16 protein-coding genes, 1 tRNA gene and 2 pseudogenes are annotated in these 13,801 nt (G+C 61.0%); 12 read left to right on the top strand and 7 right to left on the bottom strand.

What is annotated here, in order from left to right; all coding sequences use genetic code 11:
- Positions 1-130: 130 nt before the first annotated feature.
- Positions 131-927: pseudogene (locus tag A6U98_RS00945) on the top strand (methyltransferase domain-containing protein).
- 2 nt (positions 928-929) lie between these two features.
- Here A6U98_RS00945 and A6U98_RS00940 read toward each other — a convergent pair.
- Positions 930-1,508, bottom strand: a complete 579-nt coding sequence (locus A6U98_RS00940) for a TetR/AcrR family transcriptional regulator (protein ID WP_064647253.1) — start codon at positions 1,506-1,508, stop codon at positions 930-932.
- Positions 1,509-1,636: 128 nt separating this feature from the next.
- Here A6U98_RS00940 and A6U98_RS00935 point away from each other — a divergent pair, with 128 nt between their 5' ends.
- Both A6U98_RS00935 and A6U98_RS00930 read left to right on the top strand, forming a co-directional pair.
- A complete protein-coding gene (locus A6U98_RS00935) occupies positions 1,637-2,932 on the top strand; it encodes an MFS transporter (protein WP_064647251.1) in 1,296 nt (431 codons plus the stop codon).
- 124 nt (positions 2,933-3,056) lie between these two features.
- A tRNA-Leu gene (locus tag A6U98_RS00930) sits at positions 3,057-3,141 on the top strand.
- A 196-nt stretch (positions 3,142-3,337) separates the two neighbouring features.
- Here A6U98_RS00930 and A6U98_RS00925 read toward each other — a convergent pair.
- Entirely contained in the window at positions 3,338-3,625 is a 288-nt protein-coding gene (locus A6U98_RS00925) for a hypothetical protein (protein ID WP_012759154.1), read from the bottom strand.
- Positions 3,626-3,794: 169 nt separating this feature from the next.
- A complete protein-coding gene (locus A6U98_RS00920) occupies positions 3,795-4,079 on the bottom strand; it encodes a hypothetical protein (RefSeq protein ID WP_064647249.1) in 285 nt (94 codons plus the stop codon).
- Between the two features lie 213 nt (positions 4,080-4,292).
- Here A6U98_RS00920 and A6U98_RS00915 point away from each other — a divergent pair, with 213 nt between their 5' ends.
- Positions 4,293-6,041: a cation:proton antiporter gene (locus A6U98_RS00915; protein WP_064647247.1), complete on the top strand. Its 1,749-nt coding sequence runs from the start codon at positions 4,293-4,295 to the stop codon at positions 6,039-6,041.
- 47 nt (positions 6,042-6,088) lie between these two features.
- Here A6U98_RS00915 and A6U98_RS00910 read toward each other — a convergent pair whose 3' ends face one another.
- Positions 6,089-6,379: a hypothetical protein gene (locus A6U98_RS00910; RefSeq protein ID WP_064647245.1), complete on the bottom strand. Its 291-nt coding sequence runs from the start codon at positions 6,377-6,379 to the stop codon at positions 6,089-6,091.
- A gap of 197 nt (positions 6,380-6,576) precedes the next feature.
- Between A6U98_RS00910 and A6U98_RS00905 the strand changes: the two genes are divergently transcribed.
- Positions 6,577-7,167 carry a YqaA family protein gene (locus A6U98_RS00905; protein WP_064647243.1) on the top strand — a complete coding sequence of 197 codons (591 nt, stop codon included), beginning with the start codon at positions 6,577-6,579 and terminating at the stop codon, positions 7,165-7,167.
- 78 nt (positions 7,168-7,245) lie between these two features.
- A complete protein-coding gene (locus A6U98_RS00900) occupies positions 7,246-7,761 on the top strand; it encodes a disulfide bond formation protein B (protein ID WP_064647241.1) in 516 nt (171 codons plus the stop codon).
- 74 nt (positions 7,762-7,835) lie between these two features.
- Here the strand turns inward: A6U98_RS00900 and A6U98_RS00895 are convergent, their stop codons facing one another.
- Positions 7,836-8,393 (bottom strand): HNH endonuclease, encoded by a 558-nt coding sequence (locus A6U98_RS00895; RefSeq protein ID WP_004671754.1) that lies wholly within the window; start codon positions 8,391-8,393, stop codon positions 7,836-7,838.
- Between the two features lie 111 nt (positions 8,394-8,504).
- Positions 8,505-9,197: a DNA-3-methyladenine glycosylase gene (locus A6U98_RS00890; protein ID WP_064647239.1), complete on the bottom strand. Its 693-nt coding sequence runs from the start codon at positions 9,195-9,197 to the stop codon at positions 8,505-8,507.
- Here A6U98_RS00890 and gluQRS point away from each other — a divergent pair.
- Complete coding sequence (gene gluQRS, locus A6U98_RS00885; RefSeq protein ID WP_064647237.1) at positions 9,196-10,077, top strand: tRNA glutamyl-Q(34) synthetase GluQRS; 882 nt, start codon at positions 9,196-9,198, stop codon at positions 10,075-10,077. The genes A6U98_RS00890 and gluQRS overlap by 2 nt on opposite strands.
- On the opposite strand, the gene A6U98_RS00880 is transcribed toward gluQRS, so the two are convergent.
- Entirely contained in the window at positions 10,042-10,965 is a 924-nt protein-coding gene (locus A6U98_RS00880; RefSeq protein WP_064647236.1) for a YihY/virulence factor BrkB family protein, read from the bottom strand. The two genes, gluQRS and A6U98_RS00880, sit on opposite strands and share 36 nt — an antisense overlap.
- 76 nt (positions 10,966-11,041) lie before the next feature.
- Here A6U98_RS00880 and A6U98_RS00875 point away from each other — a divergent pair, with 76 nt between their 5' ends.
- The 5 genes and pseudogenes from A6U98_RS00875 to A6U98_RS36615 all read left to right on the top strand — a co-directional run.
- Positions 11,042-11,875 (top strand): SDR family oxidoreductase, encoded by an 834-nt coding sequence (locus A6U98_RS00875; RefSeq protein ID WP_064647233.1) that lies wholly within the window; start codon positions 11,042-11,044, stop codon positions 11,873-11,875.
- Positions 11,876-11,893: 18 nt separating this feature from the next.
- A complete protein-coding gene (locus A6U98_RS00870; RefSeq protein WP_064647232.1) occupies positions 11,894-12,097 on the top strand; it encodes a twin transmembrane helix small protein in 204 nt (67 codons plus the stop codon).
- Positions 12,098-12,117: 20 nt separating this feature from the next.
- A complete protein-coding gene (locus A6U98_RS00865) occupies positions 12,118-12,696 on the top strand; it encodes a cob(I)yrinic acid a,c-diamide adenosyltransferase (RefSeq protein WP_064647230.1) in 579 nt (192 codons plus the stop codon).
- A gap of 33 nt (positions 12,697-12,729) precedes the next feature.
- Positions 12,730-13,515 carry a rhomboid family intramembrane serine protease gene (locus A6U98_RS00860; protein WP_033182077.1) on the top strand — a complete coding sequence of 262 codons (786 nt, stop codon included), beginning with the start codon at positions 12,730-12,732 and terminating at the stop codon, positions 13,513-13,515.
- Between the two features lie 187 nt (positions 13,516-13,702).
- Positions 13,703-13,801 (top strand): annotated as a pseudogene (locus tag A6U98_RS36615) (electron transfer flavoprotein subunit beta/FixA family protein); the annotation flags it as partial.

Below are 13,801 nucleotides of genomic sequence, written 5' to 3'. Positions count from 1 at the left end.
ACCGCATCATCTTTCGGCTGCCCCTCCTTCTTCTTCCATCGGTCAAGCAACTGTCTCGGGCACAAGTCATCACAAGGCAGTCATGATTCCGCCTTAGCGAATGTTCTTAGACATCGAGGAATCGTTCGCCATGACCACCATTCCTTTCGAGCCCCGCCGCTTCCGCACCACCGCCGCCTATTACAGCCGTTTCCGCGTTCCTTATCCCGACAGGCTGATCGAGCGCGTGATCGCTAGGATTGACCTTCAGCCGGGCGATCGTGTGCTCGATCTCGGCTGCGGCCCGGGCCAGATCGGCATCGCCTTCGCACGTCTCGCCCACGCCGATGTCACCGGCCTCGATCCTGAACCTGAAATGCTCGACGCCGCGCGAGAAGATGCCATCGCGGCCGGAGTCGACGCGAGGTTCGTCCTCGCTTCGTCCTATGACCTCAGCCCTTCCTTCGGGCCGCTGAAGATGACAGCCATGGGCCGCTCGTTCCATTGGATGGATCGCGCCGGCACGTTGTCGATGCTGGACACACTGACCGAACCCGGCGGAACGGTCGCTCTTTTCGGCGACCGGCACGTTTCTTCTTCGCCTGCCTGGCGCGAGGCGATGGAGTGGTGTCTGAGACCTTTTCACCGGAGCGGATGCGGACCGACCGGCAGTTTCACCATGGGCAGGATTGGATAAAGCACGAGGAATTTCTGCTGCGCTCGACCTTCCGCAACCTCGAACGCATCGGCGTCGTCACTGAGAGGGTGATCAACGCCGATGAGATCGTCGGCCGCGCCTTCTCCATGTCCGTCACCTCGCCACACGCGCTCGGCGACCGGACGATGGAATTCGAGCAGGCGCTGCGAAGCGAACTCGCCGCGCTCTCGCCGGAGGGGAAATTCACCGAGATCGTCGAGAGCAACGCGCTCATCGCCTTTCGCGAATGAGATTATGTCTGACTGCCGGGATCGAGCTGCCGGCGCATCGTTACCAGAAACTGCTCGGCAAGCGCCCTGTCTTCGACCGCGCGGGCAAGAATGACGGCACCCATCATCGATGAGAGCGTCGTCGTCGCATTGGCGCGACGCTCCTCTTCCGTTTCGCCGGGAACGATATCGGCGAGCGTATCAACCAGCACGGACAGCCCGTCGCTGAAGACCGCGCGGACTGCGCCGCGACTGCGGCTGACCTCCTGGATCAGCGTTGCGAAGACACAGCTGCCGCCCGGATCGTCAACTGTGCGCCAGTGGATATAGTGATCGAGAAGCGCTGCCAGCGGCCGGTCCGGCGATTCGGCGATATGTTCCTTCCAGCGCGTTTCGACCCTGTCGATCAGCTTGCGGCTGACCTCAAGCGCCAAGTCGTCCTTCGAACCGAAATGACCATAGAAGCCGCCATGCGTCAGACCCGCCGCTTTCATGATGTCGGCGACACCGACCCCGTCGAAACCGTTTTCCCGGAAAAGCACGCCGGCAACACTCAGAATCTTTTCGCGGTTTTCGGCAAATTTTTCGCGGCTGACCCGCATTTGTCATCTCCAAAATAGTCGCTTGACAAAATATATGACGTCCATCATCAATACGCAAGAAATATGATGGCCATCATGTAAATCGGTCCAGTATCTTCTAGAACCTGAATTCAAACGGAATCTTGCCCATGGTTTCCACAGCTCTCGCCTCCACCCTTGCCCGGCGCAACATCCATTACGGCTGGGTCGTCGTTGCCGCGACCTTCCTCACCATGCTGGTCACCGCCGGCGCCATGGGCGCACCTGGCGTGCTCATCAAGCCGCTGCAGGATGAGTTCGGCTGGGAGACTTCGCAGATTTCCTCGGCCCTTGCGATCCGCCTGATCCTTTTCGGCTTCATGGGTCCGTTCGCCGCCGCCTTCATGAATTATTTCGGCGTGCGCAAGGTCATCGTCTTCGCACTGGCTCTAATTGGCGCGGGCTTCGTCGGTTCGCTATTCATGACGACGCTGTGGCAGTTGCTGTTGCTCTGGGGCATCGTCGTCGGCTTCGGCACGGGTCTGACGGCCATGGTGCTCGCCGCAACGGTCTCCAGCCGCTGGTTTACCAAGCATCGCGGCCTCGTCGTCGGCATGCTCTCGGCAAGCTCGGCCACCGGCCAGCTCGTCTTCCTGCCGCTGATGGCGGAGCTGACGGAACGCTACGGCTGGCGCTCGACGGTGTTTTTCGTCTGCGCGATGATCATGGTCGCAGTCCTTGCCGTGCTGGCCTTCATGCGCGACCGTCCGGCCGACCTCAACTTGCCCTCCTTCGGTGAGACGCAGGTGACGCCGCCACCGGCGAGCACCTCGCTTAGCGTCGCGTTGATGACGCCGATCACTGTCCTCAAGGAAATCTCGAAGACCTCGACCTTCTGGATCCTCTTTGCCACCTTCTTCATCTGCGGCCTCAGCACCAACGGCCTGATCCAAACCCATTTCGTCACCCTGTGCGGCGATTTCGGCATCGTGCCGGTGGCCGCCGCCAGCGTGCTGGCTGTCATGGGCATCTTCGATTTCTTCGGCACTATCGGTTCCGGCTGGCTGTCCGATCGCTTCGACAATCGCTGGCTGCTCTTCTGGTATTACGGCCTGCGCGGCCTGTCGCTGCTCTACCTGCCCTTCAGCGATTTCAGCTTTTACGGCCTCTCCATCTTTGCCATCTTCTACGGCCTCGACTGGATTGCCACCGTGCCGCCGACCGTCAAGATCGCCGCCGATCGCTTCGGCCCCGAAAAGGTCGGCCTCGTCTTCGGTTGGGTCTTCGCCGGCCATCAGCTGGGAGCTGCCACCGCCGCCTATGGCGCCGGCCTCTCGCGCACGGAACTTTCGAGCTACCTGCCCGCCTTCTTCGTCGCCGGCGCCTTCTGCCTGCTGGCCTCGATCCTGGCGATCACGCTGAAGAAGTCCGGCCTGAGCAGCCCGGCACCCGCCGCCGCCCATTGATATCAGACGAGATCCGGCCTCGAGCGAGGCCGGATCTCTCTACCGGATCAGTCCGATAACTTCGTTTGCCCGTCTTGCGCGCGCGGGTGCTCGCATGTTAGACAGCCGCCCGTTCGTATCCGTTGCCCCATTGGCGGAATTGGTAGACGCGCTCGACTCAAAATCGAGTTTCGAAAGAAGTGCTGGTTCGACTCCGGCATGGGGCACCAGCCTACGCTCTGTGAGCTTCGGCTTGGCAAGCCGACGAGAGCAGCTAAGCGGAGGCTGTCGCGCCGTAGTTCCGTCAGGAACGAAGGCGGACCGGTTCTATAATGCTCCGGTTAGCTGCACCATCATCTCAAGTGCTTTGCCCTTGCCTCATACAGCCAGTGGCCCTACGGAACGAATTTCGCATCTAAGCGAAACTTATTTATTCTTCAGCAGCCACATCTTGCCGGCCATCGTGATGCCGTAGACGTCTTTTGTTGCGTCGTCATCCAGATGCCGCCTCTCCAGAAAACCCGGCTCCTTCAACTCGCCCAGCGTCTTGGCAGTGACCGATTTTATTTTCTGAGGCCGCTCTTTCCAGCGGTCAGTTTTTGCATAAGTCACTGTCGCGTTCTCGTGCGTCCATTTATTGGCTGGCTGAGGATAAAGGTCTCCATCCCTGGCGAGTTTAAGTGCGGCGATCTGGGACGGCGTAAGCTCAATCATACTAAAAGATCCTGTGCGGGCGGTGTTTGCGCTGGGAGCGCGCTTTTACCAAAGGCGTGCTCATAACACCGACAGACGACTTTCACCACCGCATTGAGATATTCTTGCCACAAAAGGCGAAAACCCGGCTCGTCGGAACCGGGCTTCGTCCTTATCGCATATTTTTTCGTTAATTGCAGCGCCGGACTGTCTTGGTGACCTCACCTTCGTCAGTCTGTCGGGTGACGCTCCTGGTTTCGCAGCCATTATCGCGATAGCGGCGGTGCTCACGTTCGCGTACGGCGCCGAAAGTGACGCCACGCTCACTGATGGTGATGCCGGGTCGTACCCGCTCGTGGCGATAGCCGTCATCATAAGAACGCTCCCTGACATACACGCTGTCGGCAAGAACAGGCGCTGCAAACGAACAGACGGCAAGGGCCGCCACAGTACACTTCAAGATCATCTTCCGCATGTCGTTCTCCTTTCTTGATGAATAGGCAACGAGACAAGACGCAAGTGGTTCCAACATCGGTGACGGCCCGACCGCGCCGTGGACGACGTATGCGCCTCACTAGCCAGGACTGAGAAAGAAGGCTTCAAACAGTAGCCCATCCCCCAAATCAACTGTTTAATTTTGTTTGCGCTTCGTCCAAAGTGGCCGCCGCTATCACAAGAGAGGGCGGACGTGCATCAGGAAGTAGGACTTATCGCGACGGTCGCCGTCAGTTTCGTTTTCGCGGCGATCCTGGGCTATGGCGCCGACCGGCTTCGGCTGCCGCCACTCGTCGGCTACCTGATGGCGGGCATCCTGATGGGGCCGTTCACGCCGGGCTTCGTCGCCGATACCGCCCTTGCCGGCCAGCTCGCCGAGATGGGCGTCATTCTTCTGATGTTCGGCGTCGGCCTGCATTTTTCCGCCTCCGATCTGCTCGCCGTGCGCGGCATCGCCGTGCCTGGTGCGATCGGACGGATTATCCTCGCGACGCTGTTGGGCATCGGCCTTTGCAAACTCTGGGGCTGGAGCCTCGGCGCCGGCATCGTCCTCGGCCTCAGCCTATCGGTGGCGAGCACAGTCGTGCTCTTGAAGGCGCTGGAGGAGCGCAATCTCGTCAACGCGGCAAGCGGACGCGTCGCCGTCGGCTGGCTGATCGTCGAGGACCTGGTGATGGTGCTGGCGCTGGTGCTGCTGCCTGCGCTGGCAGAGCTTCTGGGTGGAAACGCCAGTACTACGACCAACCACGGCCTCGGCGATCTGCCGCTGGCGCTGACGATCGGCCTGACGCTGCTGAAGGTTGTGGCCTTCGCCGCCATGGCGATCTTCCTCGGCCCTCGCATCGTGCCTTGGCTGCTGACGATGATCGCCCGCACCGGCTCGCGCGAACTCTTTACGCTGACGGTGTTGGCGATCGCGCTCGGCATCGCCTTCGGCTCGGCGGCGATCTTCGGCGTCTCCTTTGCACTCGGCGCATTTTTCGCCGGCGTCGTCATGAGCGAATCCCAGCTCAGCCACAGGGCGGCGGCCGACTCGCTGCCGCTGCAGAACGCTTTCTCCGTGCTGTTCTTCGTCTCCGTCGGCATGCTCTTCGACCCCTCGATCCTGGTGCGCCAGCCGCTGGCCGTGATCGGCGCGCTGACGCTCGTCATCCTCGGCAAGGGCATCATCACCTTCCTCATCGTGATCCTGCTCAGATATCCGATCAGCATGGGACTGACATTGGCCGGCGGCCTTGCCCAGATCGGCGAGTTTTCCTTCATCCTCGCCGGCCTCGGTGTCTCGCTCGGGCTCCTGCCGCATGAGGGTCAGGATTTGATCCTGGCTGCCGCGATCCTGTCGATCACACTCAACCCGATCGTGATCTTCGCAACCGACGGCCTGAAGAAAGTTATCCATTCGAGGTGGCCCTCCCTCTGGGAGAGCTACGGCAAAAGGAGGCAGAAGGCGCTCGGCAAAGAACTGGAAAAGATCAGGGCGCTCGGTGAAGAGCGCGAGCGCCAGCATCAACTGAAGATGCAGCAGCTGATCGAGACTTTCCCGCTGTTCTCCCAGGTCAACGAGGACGCGCAAGAGGAGCTGTTGCTACTCTTCAAGGCGAAATCCGCGCCGCCCGGCGAACGCGTCATCCGCCGCGGAGACCGCGGCGACAGCATGTATTTCATCTCCTCGGGCGCGGTGGAAGTGCGGCTCGCCAGCGGTGCAATTCGCCTGGAGCCGGGAGCCTTCTTTGGGGAAATGGCGCTGCTGACTGGCGCACGACGCACCGCCGACGTCATCGCCGTCGATTTCTGCCAGTTCGAAGTGCTCGAACGGCGCGACTTCAACATGTTCATGTCGCACCATCCACATCTGCGCGCCGCCGTTAGCGAAATGGCCCAGAAGCGGACGGAAATGAACGTCCTGCGGCAGCAATGGGAAAAGTCGATGGACCTGTCCTGACGCAAACATCACCGCCTGTCAGCAGGAATCGCGATAGCGTGATTGCTTCAGCCCGCCGGCCAATAGCCGTCGGAGCGGAAATCCTCTGGGATCGGGTCGAGCCGCGACAACGTCTCGGCTGCGAAATCGATCTGCAGCGACAAGTATTTAAGAGATGCCAGCATTGGCACGCCGGTCGCGAATTCCCGGATGCGAGACAGATGATAACCGCTCTCGCTGATCCGCCGCGCAGCCTCCCGGCGCACGTCGTCTTTGCTTGGCCCGCGCCGCTCTTCGGGACAGTCATCCATTTGCACGGCCCGCCCACGGCCGCCTTCGATCACTTTGAACATTCTCATGCCACCTTGCACGTCGACCCTAAATTAGCTTGCCGCAGAATGGCCGATTCGCAATCCTGCGAAATCTTGGGAGAGGCGCTGACACCCGTCATCACGAAAATTTTTTGACGGCGGTGGCACGAAGGACACGGGCGAGCATTTACAGCGTCGCGCACGGCCCCTAAAGCTCTTTTGCACTGCAACAGGAAGGAAACGGAATGCTCCGCAGACTTTACGACTGGACCATGTCTCTGGCCGCGCGCAAATCGGCCGAAATCTGGCTCGCCGTCATCGCCTTCGTCGAAAGCTCCGTCTTTCTCGTCCCTGCCGATGTGCTCTTCCTGCCGATGGCGCTTGCCAGGCCGGAACGCTCCTATCGCTATGCGCTGATTGCAACCGTCGCCTCCGTGCTCGGCGGCATCGCCGGCTGGGCACTCGGCTTTTACGCCTATGAGACGGTGGCGCGGCCGGTTCTCGAATTCTATGGCAAGCTTGATGCCTTTGAGCAGATGAAGGCCTATGTCACCTACGAGTGGATCCTGCTGCTGCTTGTCACATCAGGTCTTGCGCATTTGCCGCCGATCAAGATCGTGACGATTCTGTCTGGCGTCATTCACGTCAATCTGGGCCTTTTCATTGTTTCGGCGATTATTGCGCGCGGCGCGCGTTTCCTCTTCCTCGCTTGGCTGCTGCGCCGCTACGGCGAGCCGATCCGTGACTTCATCGAGAAGCGCCTCGGCCAACTCGTTGGCATCGGTGCCGCGACGGTGATCGTGCTATATGTCGGCTACCGCTCTTTCGCTCACTAGGCGAGGATGATTTTCGGCCGAACAGGCCTAAAATCTCAATCCGCATCTCATGCTCTACCAAACTCGCGGAGTTCCGCCATGCCTATTTCCTCGCCGCTCGCCCGCCCCGGCTTTGTCTATTCCATGTTGCTCGCCATCGGCATGGCGGCCGCGGTCGGCACGGCGCTCGGCTTCCAGTATATCGGCGGCTATATTCCCTGTGCGCTCTGCCTGTTGCAGCGGCAGCCCTATTATTACGCCATCCCGATCGCGATCCTGGCCGCCATCTCCGAGCTCGTCGGCCTGCCGAACTGGATCACCCGGGCGCTTATTCTCGCGGCCGGCATGCTGATGCTGGTAACGGCAGGCATGGGTGTCTATCACGCCGGTGTCGAATGGCACTTCTGGCCGGGCCCGGCCACCTGCTCGACCACGGCAAGCAGCATGACGACCAATGCCGGCGATCTGCTCGGTGAGCTCAACACCATCAAGGGCCCATCCTGCACCGATGCGGCGCTGCGCGTGCTCGGCCTGTCTTTTGCGGGCTGGAACGTGATTGCCGGAATCCTGCTCGCGGCCTTCGCCTTTGTCGGCGTTCGCAAGGCCGCCGCATAAAATTATGCCGCATTCGAAGGGCTGCAGCGTCCTTTACGCCTCAGAAAGGACGCGCAGCGCTGCAGGCCGTTCGATCAGGGCTGCAGTTCGGTATCCCAGTAGAGATAGTCGAGCCAGCTGTCATGCAGATAGTTTGGCGGGAACAGCCGGCCGTTATTGTGCAGATCCTGCACCGTCGGCTGGTAGGGCTTCTGCGCCGGGAACATGCCTGCCTGCTTCGGAAGCTTGCTGCCCTTGCGCAGATTGCAGGGCGAGCAGGCTGCCACGACATTCTCCCAGGTCGTCTCACCGCCATGGGCGCGCGGGATGACGTGGTCGAAGGTCAGGTCGTCATGGGCGCCGCAATACTGGCATTCGAACCGGTCGCGCAGGAAGACGTTGAACCGGGTGAAAGCGGGATTGCGGGACGGCTGAACGTAAGTCTTCAGGCACACGACACTCGGAAGCCGCATCGAAAAGCTCGGCGAGGAAACCGAATGTTCATATTCTGCAATGATGTTCACACGGTCGAGAAATACCGCCTTGATCGCGTCCTGCCAGGACCACAACGACAAGGGGTAATAACTCAGTGGCCGGTAGTCAGCGTTCAGGACGAGCGCCGGCAGGGCCTGTGGGGAGACTGCAATCGTCAAGGGACTCTCCTGATCGATTCGGCATCTGCACCTGTATATTAGGCCGGTTGTTACAGGATTGTGAAGTCCAATAAATTCAGAGGATAAAGGCAATTTGAAGAGTGTTGCCGATCAGCCGATCGGCACCATGTCACGGCGCATCTTCGTGGCGTAGTAGGCCCAGAAAAGCCGTGCCGCTACCGAGCGCCATGGCGACCAGACTGCCGAAAGCTCAGCAAGCGTCTTCGCCTGCGGCCGTGCGGCAAGACAGAATGCCGCTCCGACGGCATTCTGCAGCGCGACATCGCCGGCCGGGAAAACATCGGCATGGCCGCCGCAAAACATCAGATAGACCTCTGCCGTCCACGGCCCGACGCCCTTCAGCGCGGTCAGTTCGCCAAGCGCCTCGCCCGGCGGCTTCAGGCAGAGTCCGGAGAGATCGAGACGGCCGGAGGCGACCGCTTCGGCAATCCGCGACAGCGTCTCGGCCTTGGCGCGCGAAAGGCCGAATTCGCGCCACGCCTCGGCGTGAAGCAGTGCGTAACTTTCGGCCGTCAGCGAACCGTCCGCCGGCAGCATCCGCCGCCAGATCGCCTCGGCGCTGGCGCGCGACACCATCTGCGAGACGATGATATGGGCAAGACCGGCAAAGCCGGGCTCGCGCAACCGCAGCGGAATGGACCCAGCCTCCGCAACGATCGGCGCAAGGCGCGGATCGAGGCGAAGCAGCGCTTCGAGCCCCTGCCTGACATCGTCTTCGTTACGGATGATCTGCACTTTGCCTCGCAGTGGTTCAAAAGCCGAATCCATGGCAGAAGAAAGCATGACCACGAGTGAGCGTCAAAAACCTGTCTTTCGTTTTGCGCCGAGCCCCAACGGACCGTTGCATCTCGGACATGCCCTCTCGGCCCTTCTAAACCGCGACATGGCCGAGGTCGAACAAGGCCGCCTGCTGCTGCGCATCGAGGATATCGACCAGACGCGCTGCACGCCCGAGTTCGAGGCCGGCATCCTCAGGGATCTCGAATGGCTTGATATCGGCTGGGAAAGCCCGGTGCGGCGCCAATCGGAACATTTTCCCGAATATCAGGCGGCGCTGCACGCGCTGATCGAACGCGGACTGGTCTATCCGGCCTTTCTGACGCGCGGCGAGGTGAAGGCGCGCGTCGTCGCCTACGAGGCGGCGGGTGAACCCTGGCCGCGCGATCCAGACGGCACTCCGCATTATCCCGCAAGTGATCGCGAGCGTCCGGCAGACGAATGGCGGAACATGCTGACCTCGGGGAAGAAACATGCCTGGCGGCTCGATATGCGCAAAGCGCTCGACCTGATCGGCGAACTGCTGTTCTGGACGGAAACCGGCGACGGCAGGACAGGCGAGATCGCCGCCGAGCCCGACGTCTGGGGCGACGTCATCCTGTCGCGCTCGGATGCGCCATCGAGCTATCATCTGTCCGTGGTCGTCGACGATGCGCTGCAGGGCGTCACCCACGTCGTGCGTGGGCTCGACCTATTCCCCGCGACATCGGTGCACCGGCTGTTGCAGGTGCTCCTCGGCCTGCCGCAGCCGGTCTATCACCATCATCGTCTTATTCTTGGCGCCGATGGCCGCAAGCTTTCGAAAAGCCAAGGTGACAGCGGGCTTGGCGAATTGCGCGCCCAGGGCATGTCAGGGGCGGATATTCGCCGCCTTGTCGGGCTCTGATTGCCTTTCGACACGCTCTCTGCCGACGATCGAAAGCGTGTGGGAGAACATCCGGAAGACCCGGAACTTGATCAGCGCCGCATTGATCTCCGCCCCGATGATGAAGATGACGCCGACCATATAGAGGAAGATCAGCACGATCATGACGGAGGCGAGACCGGCATAGGTTGCCGTATAATTAGCGAAGGTCGCGAGATAATAGGCAAAGATCAGCGCGCCGGCGAGCCAGAGAAGCAGTGTCAGCAGCACCCCGGGAATGACGTCGAAGACGCGCCGTTTGCCGGCCGGCAGCCAGAGATGCATCACCAGCAGTCCAACGGTCAGAACCACCAGCGTGCCGTAGATGCGCCAGCTGAAGACGATGTCGAGCGTATCGGCGAACAGTGGGAACCATTTCCTCGAATAATCGAGCGCCAGCGGCAGGGCGACCAGCAGAATGCTGATCGCCGTGAAGATGATGACCGCGACCAGCACGTAGCCCAGGCTGGCGAGACGGGTGAAATACCATGCCCGCGTTTCCTGCACCCGATAAGCGCGATTAAGCGAAATGCGCAGCGCCTCGACGCCGTTCGAGGCGAAATAAGCCGCCGCCAGCACCGAGATCGTCAGCAGCCCGCCGCGCGGAATGGTCAGCACCTGCAGCACCTGGTCGGCGAGCGGTTTGGCAATCGCCTCGGGCCAGGTGTCGAATATCAGGTGGATGGCGGTCGAGGAAAATTGATCGGCGCCGAGGAAGCTTGCAAGCGCGGTGCCGAAGATCAGGAAGGGGAAAACCGCAAGCAGGCTCGACAGCGCCACATGGCTTGCCATGGCGAAGCCGTCGTCCTCGACCATGTGACAGATCGCGTCATAGACCACGTCGTAGATCGTGCGCAGTACCTTCGGCATTCCGTCTCCGGCTTTCCAGATTGTATCCTCTGGCCGAATATGGGAAACGAGTCCCATTTTGTACAGGAATCATTCCATGGCGGGAGAGCGCACCATCGTCGTGACCGGATGTTCGTCCGGTATCGGCGCTCATTGCGCGCGGGCGCTGAAAGCCGATGGCTGGCGTGTCTTCGCGACGGTGCGCAAGCCGGACGATCTCCAGGTGTTGGAAGCAGAAGGCATCGAAGCCTTCCTGATGGACTATACCAGGACGGAGACGATTTCCGACCTGGTCAGCACAGTTCTGGAACGCAGCGGCGGTCGCATCGACGCGCTCTTCAATAACGGCGCCTATGGCCAGCCGGGCGCCGTCGAGGATCTGTCGACGGCAACGCTGCGCGCGCAGTTCGAGGCGAATTTCTTCGGCTGGCACGAACTGACGCGGCAGGTCATTCCGCCGATGCGCAAACGCGGAGAGGGGCGAATCGTGCAATGCTCGTCGATCCTCGGCGTCGTCCCCTATCGCTATCGCGGCGCCTACACCGCTTCCAAGTTCGCGCTCGAAGGCCTCAGCATCACCCTGCGCATGGAGCTGCAGGGCAGCGGCATCCATGTCAGCCTGATCGAGCCGGGACCGATCGCCACACGGTTCACCGCCAATGCGCTCGCAAAGATCAAGGAACATATCGACCTCGAGAATTCGCCGCATGCGGTCGATTACATCAGCCAATTGGCGAGACTCGACGGATCGGGGCCGGTCAACCGCCATAAACTCGGCCCGGAAGCGGTCTATTCCGTGTTGAAACACGCATTGAACTCGAAAAATCCGAGGCCACATTATCCCGTAACGACTCCGGCTAAGCAGGGCATGTTTCTGAAGCGGCTGCTTCCGGCAGACCTCTTCTACCGCCTGATGCGCTGGACGGACTGACTGAGAAAGCTGAACGCCATGTCCACAGTCACCTATATCCTCGCGATCATCGTCATGGGCGTCGTCGCCCTCGTCCTGATCCGCGGTCTCTTCAACATGATGAAGGGCGGCGATCCCAACCGTTCCAACAAGCTGATGCAGCTTCGTGTCCTGTTGCAGGCGATCGCCGTCGTCCTGATCATGATAACGCTTTGGCTGACCGGCGGCGGCCGCCCGACCTGACCGGACTTCAAGGGGAAACCATGGTCAAGCTCAACAAGATCTACACGAAGACAGGTGATGACGGCACGACCGGGCTGGTGTCCGGCCCGCGCCGGCTAAAAGACGATCTGCGCGTCGAGGCCTACGGCACGATCGACGAGGCCAATTCCGTGATCGGCCTGGCGCGGCTGTACACGTCCGGCTTGCCTGAACTCGATGCCATGCTGATGTCGATCCAGAACGACCTTTTCGATCTCGGTGCCGATCTCGCCACCCCTGACACCGGTGAGCCGCCGACCTACGAGCCGCTACGGATCGCCGAGACGCAGGTCGACCGCGTCGAGCGCGATATCGACCAGCTGAACGCCGGTCTGGAGCCGCTGAAATCCTTCATCCTGCCGGGTGGCAGCCCGGCTGCCGCACATCTGCATCTTGCCCGCACGGTTGCGCGGCGCGCCGAGCGTTTGATGGTGGCGCTTGCCCGCACCGACGGCGAAATCGTCGGCGAGCCGGCGATGAAATACGTCAACCGCCTCTCCGATTTCCTCTTCGTCGCCGCGCGTCATGCAAATGACCAGGGCCATGCGGATGTACTTTGGGTTCCGGGAAAAAACAGATAGGCTTGCCGCGTTCACGATCGCCGGGGGGCCTTTATGTTCATACCACTTCACGATGCCAATACGCTGAAACATATCAAGGTTCAGTGGGTGACGCTCGCATTGATCGCGCTGAATATCGCGGTCTGGCTTTTGACCAGCCTGGAGAGCGAACAGGCAGCCCAGGCGACGACCGTCGGGCTCGGCTATATCCCGGCGATTGCCTTCGGCCATGCGATGCTGGCGCAGGGGCTCGAAATCGTGCCGGAACCGCTGACCTACCTCACCTATGCCTTCGTCCACACCGGCTTCTGGCATCTCGCCGGCAACATGATCTTCCTCTGGGTCTTCGGCGACAATGTCGAGGATGCGATGGGACATCTGCGCTTCCTGATTTTCTATCTCGTTTGCGCCGCCGCCGGCGCGCTCTGCCACGGCTTGCTGACCATGACCTCGGAAGCACCGCTGGTCGGCGCATCGGGGGCGGTCTCCGGCGTCGTTGCCGCCTATGTCATGCTGCATCCGCGCGTCCGGGTCTGGGTGCTGGTGTTTTTCCGTGTGCCGTTGCCCCTGCCGGCCTTCGTGCCGCTGCTTCTGTGGATCGGGCAGCAGTTTTTCATGTTGGCGATCGCACCTGACGGCGACGTTTCCTGGGGCGCGCATGTCGGCGGCATCCTTGCCGGGGCTTTCCTGATCCTCGTGTTGCGCCGACCTGGTGTGCCGCTCTTCGACCGGCAGATCGTCACGCCCCGCGCCGTCAGAAACGACCCAGGTGCCGGCCCGGCCATCGCAGCCGGCACGGACGGGCGGACGGCACAGCGATTTCCGTGGGGTCGCCGCTGACCGCAATATTGACGTGAACGTAAACGTCCATATATTGCCGAAGCAAATCGCCTGCCGGCGTCATGGAAGCGTTGAATTTGGAAGAAAAACGCGTATCCATGTCGCCATTCGACAATCGGAGCGGCGTCCGAACGCGCATTTTCTAAAAAAAGTCTCCGAAGCCAGTTTCTCCTGAAGGAAGGACCACATGAAGATACTCGTCCCAGTCAAACGGGTTGTCGACTACAACGTGAAGATCCGGGTGAAGCCGGATGGCACGGGTGTCGAGCTTGCCAATGTGAAGATG

Origin of the sequence: Rhizobium sp. WYCCWR10014 (genome assembly GCF_001657485.1) — a bacterium.
Taxonomy (GTDB): Bacteria; Pseudomonadota; Alphaproteobacteria; order Rhizobiales; family Rhizobiaceae; genus Rhizobium.
Note: the sequence above shows the minus strand (reverse complement) of the source record. Positions and strands in the feature narration are given on the sequence as shown.

Bases quoted from the DNA above. Each gene is read 5' to 3' on its own strand.
- A6U98_RS00870 (WP_064647232.1), top strand. From the start codon at position 11,894: ATGTCCACAGTCACCTATATCCTCGCGATCATCGTCATGGGCGTCGTC.
- A6U98_RS00865 (WP_064647230.1), top strand. From the start codon at position 12,118: ATGGTCAAGCTCAACAAGATCTACACGAAGACAGGTGATGACGGCACG.
- A6U98_RS00875 (WP_064647233.1), top strand. From the start codon at position 11,042: ATGGCGGGAGAGCGCACCATCGTCGTGACCGGATGTTCGTCCGGTATC.
- A6U98_RS00940 (WP_064647253.1), bottom strand. From the start codon at position 1,508: ATGCGGGTCAGCCGCGAAAAATTTGCCGAAAACCGCGAAAAGATTCTG.
- A6U98_RS00920 (WP_064647249.1), bottom strand. From the start codon at position 4,079: ATGCGGAAGATGATCTTGAAGTGTACTGTGGCGGCCCTTGCCGTCTGT.
- A6U98_RS00900 (WP_064647241.1), top strand. From the start codon at position 7,246: ATGCCTATTTCCTCGCCGCTCGCCCGCCCCGGCTTTGTCTATTCCATG.
- A6U98_RS00935 (WP_064647251.1), top strand. From the start codon at position 1,637: ATGGTTTCCACAGCTCTCGCCTCCACCCTTGCCCGGCGCAACATCCAT.
- A6U98_RS00905 (WP_064647243.1), top strand. From the start codon at position 6,577: ATGCTCCGCAGACTTTACGACTGGACCATGTCTCTGGCCGCGCGCAAA.
- gluQRS (WP_064647237.1), top strand. From the start codon at position 9,196: ATGACCACGAGTGAGCGTCAAAAACCTGTCTTTCGTTTTGCGCCGAGC.
- A6U98_RS00925 (WP_012759154.1), bottom strand. From the start codon at position 3,625: ATGATTGAGCTTACGCCGTCCCAGATCGCCGCACTTAAACTCGCCAGG.
- A6U98_RS00880 (WP_064647236.1), bottom strand. From the start codon at position 10,965: ATGCCGAAGGTACTGCGCACGATCTACGACGTGGTCTATGACGCGATC.
- A6U98_RS00910 (WP_064647245.1), bottom strand. From the start codon at position 6,379: ATGAGAATGTTCAAAGTGATCGAAGGCGGCCGTGGGCGGGCCGTGCAA.
- A6U98_RS00890 (WP_064647239.1), bottom strand. From the start codon at position 9,197: ATGCTTTCTTCTGCCATGGATTCGGCTTTTGAACCACTGCGAGGCAAA.
- A6U98_RS00860 (WP_033182077.1), top strand. From the start codon at position 12,730: ATGTTCATACCACTTCACGATGCCAATACGCTGAAACATATCAAGGTT.